Source organism: Micromonospora sp. NPDC005215 (genome assembly GCF_040607915.1).
Lineage (GTDB): Bacteria > Actinomycetota > Actinomycetes > Mycobacteriales > Micromonosporaceae > Micromonospora.
On record NZ_JBEXHQ010000034.1, the window covers coordinates 38,978 to 57,415 of the forward strand.

Below are 18,438 nucleotides of genomic sequence, written 5' to 3' on the forward strand. Positions count from 1 at the left end.
CCGCCCGCCGTGGGCGTGGGCCCGCTCCGGCAGGCGCTGCCGGAGCGGGCCAGCCCGAAGCGCGGCCCGTCAGTCAGGTCGGGCCGTGGGGTCGTCGAGGGTCCTGATGTGGCGCACCGGCGACGCGAGCAGCCAGAGCACGGCGAGCACGCCACCCAGGCCGGCGACGACCAGGGTTGGTCGCAGCCCGATGGTGGTGCCCAGCGCACCACCGACCAGCGCGCCGAGCGGTCGGATGCCGTAGTTGACCGCGCCGTACGCACCGGCGCGGCGTCCTCGCGCGTCGTCGGGTGTCACGGCGGTGAGGAGGGCGTTGAGGTTGACGTCCATCAGCATCACCCCGACGCTGGAGACCAGCTCGATGGCCGCCAGCACTGCCACCTTCGTCCAGGTCGGTCCGGACACGAGGGCGGTCAGCGCCAGCGGCGCGGGAAAGAGCACCGCGCCGATCATCGCGGTACGCCCCAGTCCGATGGCGCGCGAGATCCGTGGCGCGAGCGCCGCCCCCGCGAGCCCGCCGACCGCCCCGAATCCGAAGGCGAGGCCGATCGCGCCGGCCGACAGGTCGAGTTCGCGGCTGGCGTAGAGCACCAACAGGGCGCTCGCGATGAAGGTGAAGAAGTTGACAGTGCTGGTGCAGCCGAGGGCGGCCCGCAGCACCGGCTGCCGCAGCACCAGCACGAGCCCCTCCCGGACCAGGCCGAGGGTGGACGTCTGGCGCGGCGGCGGAGGCGGCTCGGTCACCGGGATGCGGCTGAGCAGCAGCGCGGAGCCGAGGAAGGAGACCGCGTCGACGACGATCGCGACCGGCGCGCTCAGCGCCTGGACCAGCCCGCCGCCGACGGCCGGACCGGCGATGAACGAGAGTGAACGGCTCATGCTCAGCTTGCTGGTCGCGTCCACGTACGCCGATCGCGGCACCAGGGCCACGAAGAACGCCTGGCGCGCCATCGCGAACAGCACCGCCCCGGCACCGGTGAGCAGTGCCACCAGGTAGAGCTGGGTGAGGGTGATCGCGTCGAACAGGTAGACCACCGGCAGGCTGAGCAGCACCGCGGCACGGATCAGGTCCGCGATGATCAGGAGTCGCCGCTTGTGGGTGCGCTGGTCCACCCAGGCGCCGAGGAACAGGCCCAGCAGGTTGGGCAGCCAGATCAACGCGGTGAGGATGCTGACCTGCACGGGCGTCGCCGTGAGCAGGGTGACGGCGATCAGGGGCAGGGCCAGTTCGCTGATCCGGTCACCGAAATCGGAGATCGTCTGACCGATCCAGAAGGTGCGGAACCGCCGATCGCGATGCAGGACCGGCGCGGTCTCGGCGCCGGTGGCGCGCACGGTCTCGGCGCCGGTGGCGCTCACGACGCGGCCGGGTCGTCGCCGGCCTCGGCGGGGGCGTCCTCGCCGGCCTCGGGCAGGAGGTAGCGCAGCATCCGGATCCGCGCGCCGTCCGGAGACGACTCCTCCTTGCGCCGCACGTACGGGGCGATGAGTTCTTCGATCGACTCCTCAAGCTGCCGAAGCTCGTCGGCGGTGGCCACGAACCAGGTGTCGGCCATGCCGGCCAGAGCGCGCCACTCGGGGTCCAGCCGGGGCTCCTCGCGCAGCAGCCACTGCTGGGGCGCGTCGGCGTTGCGGGCGAACATCTCGCCGCGCAGCAGTTGGCTGGCGGACTGCCCTTCCGCGCTGTCGGTCGCTGTGAAACGGAAGCCCCGGGCAGCGGCCTGCCACCAGCGTTCCCGCTTGCTGGTGGCCCCATCCCAGTCGGTGACCAGACCGAACGTCGCGAGGTGCCGCAGGTGCCAGCTGACCACCGACGGTGTGGCGCCGACGTGCGGCGACAGCCCGGTCGCCGTGGCCGGGCCGTGCCGCTGAAGGTGTTCGAGGATCGCCAGCCGCACCGGATGGGCCAGTGCCCGCAACGCCTGCGGCTCGGTGATCTCGAAATCCCCGTACGGATTCTTGAGAGACATGTTTCGAAAGTAGTCTCTCACGTTGGATCCGGCAACCCCGAGCCGGGCGGGACCACGTGACGATCAGGCGATGCCCAACCGCGCCAACGGCTCGACCAGCTCCCGCTCCTCGTAGCTCAGGTGCGACAGCAGGGCGTCGGTCAGCAGGTCCACCGCCGCCCGCAACTCGGCGAGACCGTCCGGCGACCCGACGTACGCGACCAGGGCCCGGTCGACGCCCTCCAACACGTCGTGGATGACGTGGTGCTCCTGCTCCAGCCGGTCGACGACCGGACCGAGCCGGGGGTCACGCGCCCGCAACCGAGGAAAGAACGACTGGTCCTCGATGGTGTGGTGGGTGGTGACGATCCGGCAGTACGACTCGCAGTAGACGCCGAGCGTCCAGCGGTTCTGTCGCATGGTCATGGTGTTGATGTGGGACCGGGCCGCACCGGCGTCGATCTCTCCGGCCGCCACCTGCTCGATCAGATCGTGAATCTGGGCCAGCTCGGCACGCAGGCCGTCGTGGATCTGCACCAGGTGCGCCCCGGTGGCCTGCTCGTGCGGGGTGTAGGTGCGGTCCGGGTCGGGCACGGGCCCGCTCGGCCGGGTCGACTCGTCCCAGACCTGCTGGTCGCTGCGCCGCACGCCGTCGTCAGGGGTCGGCACCACGGCGAACGCACCGCCGGTCACGGTGGCGCGGCTCGGACGCACCGCCCGCTCCGGCTCCGGTGCACGCCTTCCCTCCGGCTCCGGCGCACGCTCCGGCTCCGGCGCACGCTCCGACCCTGACGCACGCTCCGGCTCCGGCTCTGGCGCACGCTCCGGCTCCGGCTCTGGCGCACGCCCCGACTCCGGCGCCGCACCGCCAGCACGCTCGGCCGCGACCAGTTCGCGAACCGCCGGAGCCACCTCGCCGGCGAACCGGCGCAGGTCGTCGGGATCGTCGCTGCCGAGGATGAAGGTGCTGACGCCCTCCCCCAGCGCCAGCTCGGCCAGTTCCCGCGCCCACTGCTCGGCGGGCCCGTTCAGTGGTCCGCGCCCGACTGCCGAGAACTGGCCGGAGATGTTGAGCAGCCGGCGCACGTCCCGCGGTGACCGGCCGGCCTCCCGCGCGGCGTCGTCGATTGTCGCGTTGCCCTTTGTCAGGTCGCCCGGCTGGAGATAGCCAAGCGACGGCAGCCAACCGTCGGCCCGACGACCGGTGAGCTGGAGCATCCGGGGCTTGTACGCGCCCAGCCAGATCGGCACCGCGTGTGCCGGCGCCGGCCCGCGCTTGGCGCCTCGCACCCGGTAGAACTCGCCGTCGACACGCACGCCGCCCCGCGCCTCGGCGTCCCAGAGCTGGCGGATGACCTCGATGGCCTCCTCCAACGCGCGTACGCCCTGGCCGGGGGTCAGGCGTCGGCCGCCCATCGCCTCGATGGCATCCCAGAACGCTCCCGCGCCGAGGCCGAGACCGACCCGGCCGCCGCTGAGCAGGTCCAGGCTGGCCACGCTGCGGGCGAGCACCGCCGGTGGGCGCAGTGGCAGGTTCGTCACGTTCGCCGCCAGGTGCACGCGGCTGGTCCGGGCCGCGACGAAGCTCAGCAGGGTCCAGGTGTCGAGGAACGCGGGCTGGTACGGGTGGTCCTGGAAGGTGACCAGGTCCAGCCCGACCTGCTCGGCCAGGACGGCGAGGCCGACAGTGCCAGCCGGGTTGTCACCGCTGGGGGTGACGAACGATCCGAAGACCAGGTCATGGCCGTAGTCGCTCATCTGCGAGCCTCCCGATTCACGCGACGCCCCGATCGATGCGTCATGACCACGACCTTATGCCATACAGAACATCTTCTGCCAACAAGGTCTTCGTCACTGCGCTATTGTCGGGGGATGACGGGTGCCCCACACCGGCCGGACCGGCCCGATCCGCTCGACGACGACCTGGGCTGGATGCTCGGGATCGTGTTCCGTGGCTACGTCCGGGCGGCGGAGCACGCGCTCACCGACTTCCCCGGCGGCCCGCGCGGCTACCAGGTGCTCACCGCAGCGATCAACGGGCCGGCCCGAAACCAGGGTGCGATCGCGGAGGAGCTCGGCATCGACCGCACCGTCCTCACGTACCTGATCGACGACCTGGAACGGCCCGGGTTCGTCGCCCGTCGGGCGGACCCGGCAGACCGGCGGAACCGGCTCGTCGACGTCACCGACGTCGGCCGCGCCGCCTGGGAGCAACGGCGTCTGGCGCTGCGAACCGTCGAGTCGCACCTGTTGGGGGCGCTCACGCCGACCGAGTCGGCGACGCTGCGGGCACTGCTGCAACGGGTCGCCTGCTCCGCCCAGGCGATGGACCCACTGCGTGACCTCTGCGAGGTGGTGTCGCAGGTGCAACCCACGCCGGCACCCAACCAGACCGGCGCCCCGGCCGGGCGCGCCGGGCGGACCGCCGCGCCCCGAGGCCGTCGCCGCACCACCGACTGATCCCGACGACAGCCGCCGCCGGACAGGAACGCGACGCGGGCCCGTCCGGCTCCCCCGACGTGGTACGTCGAGCGGAGCCGGACGGACCCGCTGTGCCGTTGGCGCGTGGGATCAGCGCACGTGCACGAACACCGGGTTCGAGTAGAACCACAGGTCGTCCCACGGGCTCTCCAGCCCGTCGGCGAGCGGCTCGGCCTCGTCGGTGCTGGTGCCCCGCACCCGCGCGTAGGTGTCGGACTCGACGTTGCGCAGCGTGTGCCGGATGACGTAGTCCTCGCCCTGCCGACGCCAGTCCCGCGGGCCGAACCGGGCCACCACAGTGGTGGTGGGGTTGGTGTCGGCGTCCAGGCTGGCGCTCGGGCCGGTGATCTGGCCGACGATTAGATCGACCCGACGGACCTCGGGACGGTCCCCGTTCGCGTTCACGCCGCCCAGCGGACGGAACGTGATCTCGATCTCGACATCGGTACGGCTACGACGGCTGACCGTGATGGTCTCGCCCACCTCGGCGGTCCTGCCCTGGGACCTGGCGGTGACGTCGAGACTGCGGATCAGGTCGCCGGTGGTGACCCAGATCCGGCCGTTGCGCAGACCGTCCATGATGTCGCCGTAGTCCTGGCGGGCGTGTACGTAGGTCTTGCTGTACTCGCCCGGCCAGAAGTCGGAGCCGCCGCGGGTCCAGTGCACGTGTGAGTCCGACGTCGCGGTGATCCACCAGCGCCGCCCCTCACCGAGCAGCGAGTCCCACAATCCGCCGACCCGGGCGGTCATCTGGTCGAAGCCGCCGTAGGTGGGGTGGTTGCCGTATCCGCCGCGCTTGCCACCGTTGAGCGGGCCGGCCTGGTGCCCGGGCGCGCCTTCGAAGCCGATGTAGACGTCCGGAGCGGCGTTGTTGCCGTTACGGAACTCCCGCGGGGTGTCCTGGCCGTAGACGCCGAGCCCGGTCGCCGAGCGGGACGCGTGGTGGGCGATCACCAGCGGCTTGTGCGGCATGCCCCGGGCGACCTTGAGGAACTCCACCATCTTGGCCTCGGTGTCCCGGGCCGGATCGGTGGGGAACGCGTCGTACTTGGCGAACCGGCTCTCCAGCTCGAAGAGCTGCTTCGCCTCGTCGTCGTGGCGCGGGATCATCAGCGTGTGGTGGTCCAGCGAGGGCGCGTCGAACTCCATACCCCAGAACTGGAGCACCTCGGGGACCAGCTTGCGCGACCGCAGCAGGTCGGGGTACGCCTGCTCGATGTTCACCTTCGAGTGGGTCGGTCCACCGTGGTCGGTGCACATCGCCCAGGTCAGACCGAAGTTCTTCGCCATGATGGCGTTGGTGACGATCGGGTAGACCGCGTCCGCGCCCTTGTGGAAGACGATCGGGCTCTTCGCGGTGTCGAACTCGCCGCTGTACTCGGAGTGGATGTGGTGGTCACCGGCACGCCACACGCGGTTCTTGGAGTTGCCCCGGTCGCCCGTGTCGTCACCCGGCCGACGGTCCTCGTCTGCCCACGCCGCGCTGGCACCGACCAGCGGGCTGGCCGCGGCCAGCGTCGCGCCGACGCCCGCGTACTTGACCAGCTTGCGCCGGGACAGCTGCGCGTGTTCGGTCTCTTCGGGTTGCTTGTCTCGCACTGAGGGCCTCTCCTCGATCAAGCGAATGCTCTTTCGATCAAGAAGCCTCGGAGAGGGTGGTGAACACCCGCCGTACGGGACGCGTGTCCACCGTGAACACCTCACCCTGACCTGCCAAAAGACCGACCACGCACCGCAGCGGGTCACCCCTCGACCGCGCGCGGTGCCCGATCGGGGTGCCTCCCGGTCGGGACCGGTCAGGGCACCTGCCGGGTGTCGCGGGGCATCCGCGCGGCCGACGGGTCGGTCGGCGCGGTGACCACCGGCGGTGCGACATCGACGGCGGGCAACCCGGCAGGACCGGTGACCGGAAGGACCAGCGTGCTGCGGCCGAGGTCGACCCGGACGGTGGCGTCCCGGTCGGCGGTATCGGTGAACTCCGGGTCGCTCTGGCCGAGCACCAGCCCGAGCACGTGCCCGGCGGGCACCACCGCGTCGTACGCGTTCAGCGGGACCGTCACCTCGTACCAGCGGTCCGGTCGCAGCGGCGTGGTGAACCGCAGCGAGCGGTGGTGCGCGGCGTCGAGCCACCCCCGGGTCAGCACGGCGTGGTCGGAGACCGCGGTGACCTCCTCGGTGTCCCGGTAACAGGCGTCGTCGACGTCCGTGGAGGCACCCCAGCAGGATTCGGTGTCCACCGTCCGCACTCCCCCCGCGCCGGTGAGCAGAAGTCGCTCGGCGGTCCCGTAGTCGACGAGCCGGGCGGTCAGCTGGGTGGTGGGTCGATCCACCCGGACCCGCAGCCGCACCGACGGGCTGCCGGCGATCCGCAGCGCGGTGGGCAGCGCGCCGGAGAGGAAGACCAACCGGCCGGGGGTCGCGGTGTTCGGTGCGGCAACCACCGTGTCCTCGGACAGTGACTCGTCGACGTACGCCTGCTCCTGACCCGGCCGCGCGCCGCGCCCGCCGAGGGTGCCGGTCACGCCGTCACCGGCACCGAGGGCCACCCGCACGTCCCGGGTGCCGGGGGCGGGCCAGTCGCGCTGCGTCGTCCACGTACCCGGCGCGGTCTCCAGGTCGACCCGCGGCTCGTCCATCACCCCGTTGTGCAGCCCCTGCAACCAGTAGTCGAACCAGCGGTGCAGGGCGGCCACCCACTCGGCGCGTCGAACGTCGAACGGGTCCTGGTGGCCGGCCTGGTGCAGCCAGAGCTTGCGGGGCACACCCTGCTCGGCCAACTCCTGCCACCAGCGGGCGAACTGGTTGGTCGTGACGTTCAGGTCGTTGAGGCCGTGCGCCAGGAAGACACTGGCCCGGACCCGGTCGGCCGAGGGCCGGTAGTCGCGCTGCGCCCAGAACCCGTTGTAGTCACCGGTCTCGTCGGCGCTGTCCGCCCGCAGTCGCGCCAACACCTGCGCGCAGGCTCCGTCGGGGCGGCCGTTGACGTCCGAGTGCAGGTAGCCGGGATAGTCGGTGGCGACCGGCGACCCCTGGTAGCGCATGTAGTCGTACCAGCTGGAGATCGCCGAGATCGGCACGATGGTGGCCAGCCCCGACACGCCGGTGGCGGCGACCCCGTTGGCGACCGAGCCGTCCCAGGACTTGCCGATCATGCCGACCTGCCCGCTGCTCCAGGCAGCGCTGACCGGCCGACCGGCGCCGTCGTACGCGCGAGCCCGCCCGTTGAGCCAGTCGATCACCGCGGTGGCGCTGCCCACCTCGGCGGGACCGCCGACGTCCTCGCAGCCGGTCGACCGCGCGGTGCCCGCCAGGTCCACGGCGGCGAAGGCGTACCCGCGCGGGACGAAGTAGTTGTCGTAGAAGAGCGGGGCCTTGGCGATCACACCGGCCGCGTCGTACGTCTTGCGCTCACCCTCGTTGCCCCGACCACAGCAGAGGTAGTAGGGCGAGGCGTCCATGATGACCGGTACGCGGACCCCTGCGACGGCGGCCTCCCGGGGCCGGACGAGGTCCACTGCCACCCGGTCTCGCGCTCCGTCGCCATCGCTGTCGGCGCGGGTCTCGACCCAGACGCTCTCCCGGATCGCGTCGGCGTAGGAGTAGGCGGGGACGGTCTGGTCGCCCACCACGTGCGGCGGGAGGGGGCGGTGCCGCGTCGCCGCGTCGACCGCCGTCGGAGAGGTTGTCCGGGCAGCGGCGACCACCGGCGCGGCGGGCAGCGCCGCCACCAGCAGGCCGACCAGGACGCTGGCGACCCGTGCGCGGGCGCCGGCAGACGACGGTGCGAACCTCATCGATGTCCTCCCGGGAGCGGCGCGTGGACCACCTTCGATCGATTGGATCGATGGCCGTCAGCCTAGCCCTCTGCGGAACCCGGGTGCGGACGAACGGCCGCCAGGCGACCGGTCGGGGGCAGGGCTGGTCAGATCCGGGCGCGGGGCAGCCAACCGAGGAATCGGAGCCGGACCCGGGGCAGCGGCACCGTGGGCAGATCCTGGGCGGCGGCGACGAGGCAGGAGCCCAGATAGACCGCGAGGGCGGTACGCGCTCCGCCGAACTCGGCAAGCAGTTGGCTCTGCTTCGTGGCGCAGGGCCACTCGCGACCACATCCGGTGCAGGTCCAGCTCGGTGGGTTGGGCAGGTGCTCCGGCAGCTTCGCGCGGCGGTACCGGCCGACGACGCTGTTGTCCGCGCGTACGTCACGTCGGCGCGGCATCGGGCGTCCGTTGCGGGGTGCGATCGGGCGGGAACCCGGCAGGTAGCGCCCGACGGTGCCGAGCAGCACCCCGACGCGGATCAGGGCGTCCGGCCCGACGTGGTGGGCCAGCAGCGCGGTCATCAGATAGTGCCCCAGCAGGTCGAACGCCTCGCGGCTCAGACCAAGGTCACGGCAGAGGTCGACGAAGTCCGGCGTGGTCAGCGGCACGCGGTTGTCGAGTGCGCGGCGCAGCACCTCGCGCAGATCGGTCCCGAGTCGCTGCACCGCGTCGCTCTCGCCCAGCCCCAGGCTGTCCTCGTCCGCCACCCGGGCCAGCGCCTCCGCCACGGCCAGTCGAACGACGCGGTCCGGATCAGTACCGCCCAAGGCGCACCCCTTTCGTAGGCCGATCACCAGGCGGCGGCCCGATCGCCCTGCAACGCCCGGGGAATCATGAACAAGATTTCGCTGTCGCCCGCGACGATGGCTAGGACAGCAGACGCAGAACCCGCCGACGGGTTAGCCGGAAAGCGAAGTCGACCTGCCGACACACTGCGGTGATTGGTAGGACGACCGACGGTGATTGTCGTATGGTGACATTCCCATCTACGGGTATTGCGCACCGGAGCCTCTTCACCGACCAGCCCCGTCACGACGCCACCTCGACCGGTCGCTGCCGTCCCGCTCGCGACGTTCCACCTCACTGCACCGACGGCCACCGCCATGCCGAGTCACCGCCGAGCGCCTCGGTACGTTCCGACCTGGCCGCCGGCACCAGTTCACCACCCGGCGGCACCTCCACCGGACGGAGACAGCGGATGACGTCAGCACCACTGCAGGCCCGACAGTTCGACAGCCGTGACCCGGTGGCCATCCACGAGTTCCTGTCCGCGACGTACGACCCGAAACTGCGCCTGGACAGCAGGAACAAATTCCGGCTCACTCATCACCGCGTTGACGCCGGCCCCTTCGCCATCGCGACCACCCGGCAGACCGGGCACCTCGACATCGGCGTCAGCACCCTCGGCGGGCTGGTCCTCGGGCGCACCCGCACCGCCCGCGTCGATCGCGTCTGTGCCGGATCCGCCGACCGGTTCGACCCCGGCAACGTCTTCCTCGTCACCAAGCCCGACGAGCCGTGCACCGTACGCTGGCATCCCGGCGAGGTGGAGCTCTGCGTGCTGGATCTGGCGGTGCTGGAGCAGGTGGCCACCGCCGCGCCGGCCCGGCGGCCCGGCCGGATCCGATTCACCGACCTGGGTCCCGTCGACGAGGCCCTCGCCCGGCAGTGGCGCACCACCACCAGCTTCGTCAGCGACGTCGTGTTGAACAACCCGACCGCCAGCGCGCAACCGCTGGTGATCGGCAACGCCGCGCGGATGCTCGCCGCAGCGGCGCTCGCGGTCTTTCCGAACACCGCGTTCACCGAACCGACCGCCGCCGACCGACACGACGCCAGCACCGCCACGTTGCGGCGGGCGATCAACTTCATGGAGGACTACGCCGACCGCGACATCAGCGCGGCCGACATCGCCGCCGCCGCCAGCGTCTCGCTGCGGGCGGTGCAACTGGCCTTCCGCCGTCATCGCGGCACCACCCCGATGGCGTACCTGCGTCGGATCCGGCTCGCTCGGGCACACCACGACCTGCTGCGCGCCGACCCCCGCCAGGAGACCGTCTCGGCGATCGCCAGTCGATGGGGGTTCGCCAGCCACAGCAGGTTCACCGCCCGGTACCACGCCAGCTACGGCGTGCCGCCTCGCGAGACGCTGCATGCCTGAGGCGACCAGGGCGAGCCAGCAGTGGGTGCTGGACCTCGCCGAGCGGAACATCGCCACCGCACTCGCCCCGCTCTGACGGGCTGAGCCCGCACGCCAGCGGCGCTAGGCCCGGTCGCGCTCGTGGGCGTCGCGGGCCGTGCGCACCTCGGGCACCGAGGCCTCCAGCAGGTTGGCGAGGCCGCGCAACTGCTCGGCGACCCGGGCGCCGAGAGGCGTCAGCGAGTATTCGACGCGGGGCGGAATCGCGGTGAGCACCTCGCGGGTGAGCATGCCGTCGCGTTCGAGGGTCTGCAGGGTCTGCGACAGCATGCGCTCGCTGACCCCGTCGATGCGCCGGCGGAGCGCGTTGAACCGGTAGCGGCCCTCACCCAGCGCGAGCAGGGCGAGCGAAGCCCACTTCGAGGTGACGTCCTCGAAGGCGGCGCGGGAGGTGCACCCACGCGCGAAGACGTCGCTGACGAATTCCTGGGTAGGCCCCGCCGGGTCCTGGGCCGGCATGTCGTTCACCTCACCAGCCTACCCGATGGTTACTATTCAGCTTGTACTATAGATTAGTAAGTGCTTTTGATTTGTCACCGTCCGACTGGAGGTTCCCATGCCCACCTATGCCGTCACCGGCGCCACCGGCCGGCTGGGCCGCCTGGTGATCGAGCAGTTGCTCGACTCCGGCGTGCCCGCCGCCGAGATCGCCGCCGTCGTCCGCAGTCCACAGAAGGCCGCCGACCTGGCCGCGCGCGGGATCGAGATCCGCGAGGCCACCTACGACGACCCGTCGACGCTGCCCGGCGCCGTCGCCGGCGTGCGCCGTCTGCTGCTCATCTCCGGCAACACTCCGGGTCAGCGTGTCGCGCAGCACACCGCGGTCATCGACGCGGCCAAGCTCGCCGGGGTCGAGCGGCTGGTCTACACCAGCATCCTGGAGGCCGACACGACCACCAACCCGCTCGCCCCGGAGCACAAGGCCACCGAGGAGGTCCTCGCCGCGTCGGGTCTGACCTACAGCGTGTTGCGCAACAGCTGGTACACCGAGAACTACACCGACCAGCTGCCGCAGTACCTGAAGACCGGCACGATCCTCGGCGCCAGCGGTGGCAGCAGGATCTCCGCCGCGACCCGGGCGGACTACGCGGGGGCCGCCGTGGCCGCGCTGACCCGCGAGCAGGACGGCAACGCCGTCTACGAACTGGGCGGCACCGCGTTCACCTTCGACGAGTTGGCCGAGGCCGTCACGCAGGTCACCGGCACCACCGTCGTCCACCGGGATGTGTCCGCCGCCGAGCTGGCCTCGACCCTGGAGAGCGTCGGGCTCGACGCCGGCACCGCCGGGTTCGTCGCCGCGCTCGACCACTCGATCGCCCTCGGTGAGCTGGCGACCGACAGCGACGACCTCAGCCGGCTACTCGGTCGGCCGAGCACCCCGCTGCGGGACGCCATCCGAGCCGCGCAGGCCTGACCCTCCGGGCGGGTGGCGGGGCAGCCGTCCCGTCGCCCGCCGGATCACGGCGGCCAACCGCGCCGCGCCGACTACTCGCCCTCGTCCTGCTCCTCGGTGAGCTCGGCCAACACATCGGCCGCGTCCCGGTTACCCCCATCGGCGAGACGCCGCAGCTCGCCGACGTCCGCCCGCTCTGCCGCCAACTCGACGAGCTGGTCGGCGGCGTCCCGGTCGCCCTGGTCGGCGAGACGCCGCAGTTCGGCCGTGTCGCCACGCTCAGTGGCGAGTTCGACCAGCTGGGCCGCCGCGTCGGTGTTGCCGTTCTCGGCGAGCTGACGCAGCTCGACCAGGTCACCCCGTTCGGTAGCGAGTTCGACGAGCTGGTCGACAGCGTCCCGGTCACCGTTCCCGGCCCGTTCGCGCAGGTCGACCAGATCAGGATCTGACATCGCGCACCTCTCCACAGCTGACGCGGGACCACGTCGACCAGTCTCGACCACCACCGCGAACCTAGACCAGCCGTCCTCGTCGTGGGTCGACTGACACCACCGGTACGCCGATCAGGTCAGCCCGCCTCGGTCGACTCCGCGAGCAGCAAACCGCTCAGCAGACCCCGCAGGGTCCGCTCGACGAGGTCCCCCCGGGGCGTCGGCCCGGCGGGCTGACCGAACGCCGCGACCAGATGGGGGTACGCCGTCAGGTCGACCCCGGCGAGGCTGAGCGCCCCGGCGGCGGCCTCGCGACGGGCGAAGAGGCTCACCACGCCGGTCATCATCGCGATGGCCTCGAACTTGGCCGCGACGGGACTGCGCACGGGTTCCAGGATCCGGATGCAGTTGTCGAACCAGGCGAGGCTCTCGGGGCCGACCCCGGACGGCCGGTGAATCACGTCGAGTAGCCACGGGTGGGTGCCGAACAGCGCCAACTGCCGGCGTCCCAACAGCACCATCGTGTCCAACCAGTCGCCGTCCGCCTGCGGGTACGGCCGCAACTCCCCCACCGCCCGGTCGGTCATCAGGTCGAGCAGGTCGTCGCGGGACGACAGGTACCGGTAGAGGGATCCGGCCCCGGTGCCGAGTGCGCCGGCCACGGCACGCATCGATACCGCAGCCAGCCCTTCGGCGTCGGCCAGTGCGATGGCGGCCATGACGATGGCGTCCCGAGTGTGCGCCGGAGTGGGGCCACGGGTGCCGCGTTCGGGCCTGCTCCAGATGGGCCGCCGGTCGGGGCCGCCGTCGCCGGTACTCGCGGGTGCGTCACTCACCGATCTACTGTAAACTGCAAACGTCGTTCGCAGTTTATGTCGGCGTTGGAGGGGTGGGCCAGTCATGGAGCAGGTCAGAGCACAAGACGGCGCGACGATCGTGCTGCACTCGACCGGATCGGGGCCTGGGATCGTCGTGGTGCACGGCGGCGGCGTGACCATCGACGTCTACCGGCGGCTGGCCAGGGCGCTCGCCGACCGGTTCACCGTGCACCTCTACAACCGACGGGGGCGGGCGGACGCACCACCGAGGTCATCTCCCTACACGGTCGACCAGGAGATCGACGACCTCGCCGCGGTGCTGGAGCACACCGGCTCCGACAACGTCATCGGCCACAGCGGCGGAGGTTTCCTGGCGCTCGAAGCCGCGCTCCGACTGCCGATCGAACGGCTCGCCCTCTACGACGCCGCGGTCTCGATCGACGGCAGCTTCCCGTCGGCGTGGCTCGCGCCCGCCCAGGCGGCAGCACAGGCCGGTGACACCGCCCGGAGCCTCGCCATCACGACCGCGGGGATCAATTCGCACCTGGCGGCGGGGAGACTCCCGCTCGGCGTCCGGACCGCGATCATCCGCGCGTTCCTGCGTACGCCGATCGGCCGGACCATGGGCGAACTGCTGCCGACGACGCTGGACGAGGCGGCTCTGATCCTGGCGCACGACGGCCCGGCCACCCGGTGGGCCGGGGTGAGCGCCGAGGCGCTGCTGGCCTGCGGCGCCGACGGCCCGCTCTACTACGTCGACCAGAACGCCGCGCTGGCCCGCGCGCTGCCGCGCGCCCGGACGCTCACGGTTCCGCGCAGTGGTCACGACGCCATCAACCGGGCGCACCCGAGGGTCGTCGACCCGCTCGCCGACTTCTTCCGAGCACCTGTGACACCGGAGCGGACGCGTCACTCCTGACCGGTCGCGCGGCCTGCCCACCTCCATTGATCTTGGCTAGGGTGGTGGGCATGCCCGCACACCATCCGCACCGCCACGACGACGGCCGGAGGTGGGCCCCCGCCACGGATTCGGCGCACCCGATCGAACCGGCCGACTGGTGAGCGCGGCACCCCTGCCCGCCCAGCGAGGCAAGCCGGCCACACCCCCGCCCCACCGATCCGGCTGGGCCGAGCACTGCGCCCGACTCTCCCGGTCGCGCCCCTTCGAGATCGCCATCGTCGTGGCGATCCTCGCCAACGGGATCGTGCTCGGCCTGGAGACGTACGACGACCTGACTCCGGCGGGCACGGCACTGCACTGGCTGGAGTTGCTCTTCCGCGCCGTTTTCGTCGTCGAGATCGGCGTCCGACTGGCGGCCTACGGCAGGCGTCCACAGGACTTCTTCCGGCACGGCTGGAACGTCTTCGACTTCGTGGTGATCGCGGCGATCTTCATACCGGGCCTGCACGGCGATCCCGCGCTGCTGCGCGTCGTGCGGGTCGCCCGCATGGTCCGGCTGGTGCGGTTCTCGCCGGGCCTGCGGACCATCGTCTCCGCGCTGTGGCGCAGCCTGCCGGGCGTCACCGGTTTCCTCGCCCTGGCCGTGGTGACGCTCTACGTGTACGGCATGGCCGGCTGGCTGATCTTCGGCAACAGGTATCCGGAGGAGTACGGCGACATCGGCCGCTCACTGCTGACGTTGTTCGTGCTGCTGTCCCTGGAGACGCTGCCGGACCTCATCGAGCAGGGCATGGCCATCTCGCCGTGGACGCTGCTCTACTACGTCAGCTACGTGGTCATCACCGTCAACCTGCTGCTCAACATCCTCATCGCCGTCATCGTCAACTCGATGGAGGAGGCACGCCGGTTGGAGATGACCGAGCGGCTGGCCCCCGACTACGACGAGGACGGCGACGGCGTACCGGACGAGGTGGACCGCATCGCGCTCACCCAGCGGCTGGACGACCTGCGGGCGGTCATCGCCGAACTGGAACGCGAGTTGCGGATCGACCGGGAGGACGGGCACGGCCGGCCGCACCGGGACGGCACCCGTACCAGACGGTGATCCGACGCTCGCGCTGCGTCCTCCAGTTCGGATAGTGTCGACGGCGGTCCCACCGCTTCGGCCGAAGGGCACCACCATGACGGCCAGTGTCGACAATGCGCACCTCACCACCGATCTCCCGGACACCCTCGGCACCGTCATCGACGAGGTGATCCGCCCGCAGGCGACGATTGTCGACCGGAAGGGGACCTTCCCCCGCCAGGGTGTCGACGCTCTCGCCGCTGCCGGCCTGCTCGGTCTGGCCTCCTCGACCGAGGTCGGTGGCGGCGGCCACGGCATGCGCGTGGTCGCCGGGGTCATCGAGCGGCTGGCCGCCGAGTGTGGGTCCACCGCGATGGTGGTGCTCATGCACTACGCGGCGACCGCCGTCATCGAGGCGCACGGCCCGCGCGAGGTCCGCGCGGCCATCGCCACCGGCGGTCATCTCGCCACTTTGGCCTTCTCCGAGTACGGCTCGCGCAGCCACTTCTGGTCGCCGACCGGCACCGCGAGCACCACCGACGACGGCACGGTCCGCCTCGACGCCCGCAAGAGCTGGGTCACCTCGGCCGGTGCGGCCAACAGCTACGTCTGGTCCAGCCTCCCGGTGTCCCGCGACGCCGGTCCGATGACGCTCTGGCTCGTGCCGGCCGACAGCCCCGGCCTGACCGTGACAGGCGATTTCGACGGGCTCGGCCTGCGCGGCAACGGCTCCCGGCCGATGACCGCCGACGGGCTCCGGGTCCCGTCGACGGCGATGCTGGCAGCCGACGGCGCCGGGCTCGACACCGCGCTCGCGGCGGTCCTCCCCTGGTTCCTGGTGCTCAATGCCGCCTTCTGCCTGGGGCTGGCCGGCAGCGCGGTCGCGGAGGCTGGTCGGCATCTCACCGGGACGACGCTCACGCACACCGGCGCAGCCCTTCGCGACGCGCCCGTCACCCGGCGCGACCTGGCCCGGCTGATGATCCGCACCGACGCCCTGCGTGCTTTCCTGGGCGACACCCTCACCGCGCTGGAGACCGGCCGCGACGACGCGATGCTGCGAGTCTTGCAGGTCAAGGCGCTCGCCGGCGAGACCGTCGCCGACGTGACCGATGGCGCGATGCAGCTCTGTGGCGGCAGCGCGTTCCGCAGGGAGTTGGGCCTTGAGCGCCGTTTCCGCGACGCGCGCGCGGCCCGGGTGATGGCGCCGACCACCGACGCCCTGCTCGACTTCGTCGGTCGGGTCGCCACCGGGCTGCCCCTCTTCGACGGGGCCAACCGCTGATGCCGGCGCCAACCGTCCTGATGGGCGCGGTCGCGTACGACCCCAAGGTGGTGACCATCTGGGCGGGTTTCCGGGCCTGGCTGCGCGGTCGGGGCCTGGACTTCGACTTCGTCCTCTACTCGCACTACGAGCGACAGGTCGAGGATCTCGTCGCCGGCCGGATCGACGCGGCATGGAACTCGCCCCTGGCCTGGCTGCGGGCCGAACGGTTGGCGGCGGCCAGCGGCACCGCCGTCCGCGCGTTGACCATGCGCGACACCGACCAGGACCTCACCTCGGTCGTGGTGGTGCGGGCCGACTCACCGGTGCGACAGGTCGCGGATCTTGCCGGGAAGAGGGTGGCCGTCGGTGCGGTGGACAGTCCACAGGCGACACTGATTCCACTGGATCACCTCGCGACCGCCGGCGTCGAGGTCGACGTGCGCCGGTTCGACGTCGGTGTCGGCCTGCACGGCGACCACGTCGGCGGGGAGCGCGACGCGGCCCGCGCCATGCTGAGCGGGGAGGTCGACGCCGCCTGCATGATCGACGCCAATCACCTGGCGTTCGTGCGGGAGGGCACGCTACCGCCCGAGGGCACCCGGATCGTCGGGCAGACCGGGCGCTACGACCACTGCACCATGACGATCGGCGAGCCGGAGTCCGCCGGGGTCCAGCTCTTCGGCACGCTGCTGCTGGGCATGTCGTACGCCGATCCGCAGGTGCGTCCGCTGCTCGACCTGGAGGGGCTGACGGCCTGGAAGGAGGGCCGCACCACCGGGTACACCCTGCTCGCCAGGGCGGTTGACGTCAGCGGGTTCTACTCCCCCGACGGGCGGGTGACGGCCACGGACTACCGGCCGTGAGCCGGGCACCGACCGCCGACGTCGAGGTCCACCTCGGCGACCTGGGCTTCGGCCGGGGAGCGCACCTGCTGGTGCAACGCGCTCTGGCCGGCCTGCCACCCGGAGGCCGCGTGGCGGTTCTCGGCCGCGACCCGGCGTTGCCCGTACACCTGCCCGCCTGGTGCCGCGGCCGGGGTCATCGGGTCGAATGGCCGGATCGGGACGACCGCGGCGAGCTGGTGGCGGTGGTCGTGCGGGGCACCGCGGATGACGACCGCTGGTTCGGCGCCGAACGAGCCGGACCGGCGCTGCCGTCGGCACTGAGCAGCCGCCCACCGGCGCGGTGGGGGCTCGGGGCCCGGGGCGCGCTGCTTGAGGCCGGTGGTCCCGAGGCCCGGTTCGACCTGGACGACCGCGACCTGGTGTGGGCCGATGTCGCTCCCCAGCTGTACGCGCAGGCCGCCGCGCGACAGTGGGATCCGCAGACCGCGGTGCCGTGGGACGATCCAGTCGTGCTGCCGGCCGACGTCGAGGCCGCGGTGGTGCAGGTGATGACCTACCTGGTGGAGAACGAGCAGGCCGCGCTCATCGTTCCGGCCCGGTTCGTGGGGCGCATCCACCCGCACTTCCGGGAGGTGATGCAGCTCCTCGCCGTACAGGTGGCCGACGAGGCGCGGCACATGGAGGTCTTCAGCCGGCGGGCGCTGCTGCGGGGCGCCGAGTTGGGCACGTCGTCAGCCGGCGGCCGACAGTCGCTCTTCACGCTCGTCACCGAGTCCGACTTCGCACTCGCCTCGTTTCTGCTCTCCGTGCTCGGTGAGGGCAGCTTCGTCGATCTGCTCTCGTTCCTGCACCAGAACGCACCGGACCCGGTGACGCGCCGGATCTGCTGGCTCGCCATGCAGGACGAGCGCCGGCACGTGTTGTTCGGCATGGCGCACCTGGAACATCAGGCGCAGCTCGACCCGCTGCTGCGGGATCGGCTGCGGGCTGCCATCCACCGCCGCCACGACGCGCTCGTCGACACCGCCGGCCTCAACGCGGACGTCTTCGACGCGCTGGTGGTGCTCGCGTCGGGTGGTTGGCACCCGGACGACGTGTCCTCCGGCTACGACCGGGTGCAGGCCCTGCAACACGCGATGGATCAGGGCCGCCAGCGCCGACTGGTCCGGCTGGGCTTCCGGCCCGACGAGGCCGCCGCTCTCTCCGCCCTGCACACCCGCAACTTCATGTGAGCGACCCCCGCGCAGACCGTGGCGTGCGCGGGGGTCG

17 protein-coding genes are annotated in these 18,438 nt (G+C 71.7%); 8 read left to right on the forward strand and 9 right to left on the reverse strand.

Annotated elements, in window-relative coordinates:
- Positions 1–69: 69 nt before the first annotated feature.
- The 3 genes from ABZU25_RS23540 to ABZU25_RS23550 form a co-directional block, all read right to left on the reverse strand.
- The gene (locus tag ABZU25_RS23540) at positions 70–1,359 is read right to left on the reverse strand and encodes an MFS transporter (RefSeq protein ID WP_355031523.1); all 1,290 of its coding nucleotides are present in this window, start codon (positions 1,357–1,359) and stop codon (positions 70–72) included.
- The gene (locus tag ABZU25_RS23545) at positions 1,356–1,970 is read right to left on the reverse strand and encodes a helix-turn-helix domain-containing protein (protein WP_355031524.1); all 615 of its coding nucleotides are present in this window, start codon (positions 1,968–1,970) and stop codon (positions 1,356–1,358) included. Before ABZU25_RS23545 ends, ABZU25_RS23540 begins: the two co-directional genes overlap by 4 nt.
- A gap of 63 nt (positions 1,971–2,033) precedes the next feature.
- Positions 2,034–3,707 (reverse strand): LLM class flavin-dependent oxidoreductase, encoded by a 1,674-nt coding sequence (locus tag ABZU25_RS23550; protein WP_355031525.1) that lies wholly within the window; start codon positions 3,705–3,707, stop codon positions 2,034–2,036.
- 114 nt (positions 3,708–3,821) lie between these two features.
- On the opposite strand from ABZU25_RS23550, the gene ABZU25_RS23555 reads away from it, so the two are divergent.
- Positions 3,822–4,409, forward strand: coding sequence for a MarR family winged helix-turn-helix transcriptional regulator (locus ABZU25_RS23555; protein ID WP_355031526.1), 588 nt, complete (start codon positions 3,822–3,824; stop codon positions 4,407–4,409).
- A 111-nt stretch (positions 4,410–4,520) separates the two neighbouring features.
- On the opposite strand, the gene ABZU25_RS23560 is transcribed toward ABZU25_RS23555, so the two are convergent.
- The 3 genes from ABZU25_RS23560 to ABZU25_RS23570 form a co-directional block, all read right to left on the reverse strand.
- The gene (locus ABZU25_RS23560; protein ID WP_355031527.1) at positions 4,521–6,029 is read right to left on the reverse strand and encodes a phosphoesterase; all 1,509 of its coding nucleotides are present in this window, start codon (positions 6,027–6,029) and stop codon (positions 4,521–4,523) included.
- 197 nt (positions 6,030–6,226) lie between these two features.
- Positions 6,227–8,224 carry a Xaa-Pro dipeptidyl-peptidase gene (locus tag ABZU25_RS23565; RefSeq protein ID WP_355031528.1) on the reverse strand — a complete coding sequence of 666 codons (1,998 nt, stop codon included), beginning with the start codon at positions 8,222–8,224 and terminating at the stop codon, positions 6,227–6,229.
- 128 nt (positions 8,225–8,352) lie between these two features.
- Positions 8,353–9,015, reverse strand: a complete 663-nt coding sequence (locus ABZU25_RS23570; protein ID WP_355031529.1) for a hypothetical protein — start codon at positions 9,013–9,015, stop codon at positions 8,353–8,355.
- 431 nt (positions 9,016–9,446) lie between these two features.
- On the opposite strand from ABZU25_RS23570, the gene ABZU25_RS23575 reads away from it, so the two are divergent.
- Positions 9,447–10,409: a helix-turn-helix transcriptional regulator gene (locus tag ABZU25_RS23575; protein WP_355031530.1), complete on the forward strand. Its 963-nt coding sequence runs from the start codon at positions 9,447–9,449 to the stop codon at positions 10,407–10,409.
- A gap of 102 nt (positions 10,410–10,511) precedes the next feature.
- Here ABZU25_RS23575 and ABZU25_RS23580 read toward each other — a convergent pair whose 3' ends face one another.
- Positions 10,512–10,907: a helix-turn-helix domain-containing protein gene (locus ABZU25_RS23580; RefSeq protein ID WP_355031560.1), complete on the reverse strand. Its 396-nt coding sequence runs from the start codon at positions 10,905–10,907 to the stop codon at positions 10,512–10,514.
- A gap of 97 nt (positions 10,908–11,004) precedes the next feature.
- On the opposite strand from ABZU25_RS23580, the gene ABZU25_RS23585 reads away from it, so the two are divergent.
- Positions 11,005–11,862 carry an SDR family oxidoreductase gene (locus ABZU25_RS23585; RefSeq protein WP_355031531.1) on the forward strand — a complete coding sequence of 286 codons (858 nt, stop codon included), beginning with the start codon at positions 11,005–11,007 and terminating at the stop codon, positions 11,860–11,862.
- 71 nt (positions 11,863–11,933) lie between these two features.
- On the opposite strand, the gene ABZU25_RS23590 is transcribed toward ABZU25_RS23585, so the two are convergent.
- Together ABZU25_RS23590 and ABZU25_RS23595 are read right to left on the reverse strand one after the other, a co-directional pair.
- Positions 11,934–12,293, reverse strand: a complete 360-nt coding sequence (locus tag ABZU25_RS23590) for a hypothetical protein (protein WP_355031532.1) — start codon at positions 12,291–12,293, stop codon at positions 11,934–11,936.
- A gap of 116 nt (positions 12,294–12,409) precedes the next feature.
- Positions 12,410–13,108, reverse strand: a complete 699-nt coding sequence (locus ABZU25_RS23595) for a helix-turn-helix domain-containing protein (RefSeq protein ID WP_355031533.1) — start codon at positions 13,106–13,108, stop codon at positions 12,410–12,412.
- 64 nt (positions 13,109–13,172) lie between these two features.
- Here ABZU25_RS23595 and ABZU25_RS23600 point away from each other — a divergent pair, with 64 nt between their 5' ends.
- The 5 genes from ABZU25_RS23600 (at position 13,173) to ABZU25_RS23620 (ending at position 18,401) form a co-directional block, all read left to right on the forward strand.
- Positions 13,173–14,009, forward strand: coding sequence for an alpha/beta hydrolase (locus ABZU25_RS23600; protein ID WP_355031534.1), 837 nt, complete (start codon positions 13,173–13,175; stop codon positions 14,007–14,009).
- 139 nt (positions 14,010–14,148) lie between these two features.
- The gene (locus ABZU25_RS23605) at positions 14,149–15,096 is read left to right on the forward strand and encodes an ion transporter (RefSeq protein ID WP_355031535.1); all 948 of its coding nucleotides are present in this window, start codon (positions 14,149–14,151) and stop codon (positions 15,094–15,096) included.
- Positions 15,097–15,172: 76 nt separating this feature from the next.
- Positions 15,173–16,342 carry an acyl-CoA dehydrogenase family protein gene (locus ABZU25_RS23610; RefSeq protein ID WP_355031536.1) on the forward strand — a complete coding sequence of 390 codons (1,170 nt, stop codon included), beginning with the start codon at positions 15,173–15,175 and terminating at the stop codon, positions 16,340–16,342.
- On the forward strand, positions 16,342–17,187 hold the full coding sequence (locus tag ABZU25_RS23615; protein ID WP_355031537.1) for a PhnD/SsuA/transferrin family substrate-binding protein: 846 nt from the start codon (positions 16,342–16,344) through the stop codon (positions 17,185–17,187). The genes ABZU25_RS23610 and ABZU25_RS23615 overlap by 1 nt, the downstream gene beginning before the upstream one ends.
- The gene (locus ABZU25_RS23620) at positions 17,184–18,401 is read left to right on the forward strand and encodes a ferritin-like domain-containing protein (protein ID WP_355031538.1); all 1,218 of its coding nucleotides are present in this window, start codon (positions 17,184–17,186) and stop codon (positions 18,399–18,401) included. The genes ABZU25_RS23615 and ABZU25_RS23620 overlap by 4 nt, the downstream gene beginning before the upstream one ends.
- Positions 18,402–18,438: the final 37 nt, after the last annotated feature.

Excerpts from the sequence above, each read along its gene's own strand:
- ABZU25_RS23600 (WP_355031534.1), top strand. The coding sequence starts at position 13,173 with ATGGAGCAGGTCAGAGCACAAGACGGCGCGACGATCGTGCTGCACTCG.
- ABZU25_RS23615 (WP_355031537.1), top strand. The coding sequence starts at position 16,342 with ATGCCGGCGCCAACCGTCCTGATGGGCGCGGTCGCGTACGACCCCAAG.
- ABZU25_RS23575 (WP_355031530.1), top strand. The coding sequence starts at position 9,447 with ATGACGTCAGCACCACTGCAGGCCCGACAGTTCGACAGCCGTGACCCG.
- ABZU25_RS23555 (WP_355031526.1), top strand. The coding sequence starts at position 3,822 with ATGACGGGTGCCCCACACCGGCCGGACCGGCCCGATCCGCTCGACGAC.
- ABZU25_RS23550 (WP_355031525.1), bottom strand. The coding sequence starts at position 3,707 with ATGAGCGACTACGGCCATGACCTGGTCTTCGGATCGTTCGTCACCCCC.
- ABZU25_RS23565 (WP_355031528.1), bottom strand. The coding sequence starts at position 8,224 with ATGAGGTTCGCACCGTCGTCTGCCGGCGCCCGCGCACGGGTCGCCAGC.
- ABZU25_RS23610 (WP_355031536.1), top strand. The coding sequence starts at position 15,173 with ATGACGGCCAGTGTCGACAATGCGCACCTCACCACCGATCTCCCGGAC.
- ABZU25_RS23545 (WP_355031524.1), bottom strand. The coding sequence starts at position 1,970 with ATGTCTCTCAAGAATCCGTACGGGGATTTCGAGATCACCGAGCCGCAG.
- ABZU25_RS23585 (WP_355031531.1), top strand. The coding sequence starts at position 11,005 with ATGCCCACCTATGCCGTCACCGGCGCCACCGGCCGGCTGGGCCGCCTG.
- ABZU25_RS23590 (WP_355031532.1), bottom strand. The coding sequence starts at position 12,293 with ATGTCAGATCCTGATCTGGTCGACCTGCGCGAACGGGCCGGGAACGGT.
- ABZU25_RS23580 (WP_355031560.1), bottom strand. The coding sequence starts at position 10,907 with ATGCCGGCCCAGGACCCGGCGGGGCCTACCCAGGAATTCGTCAGCGAC.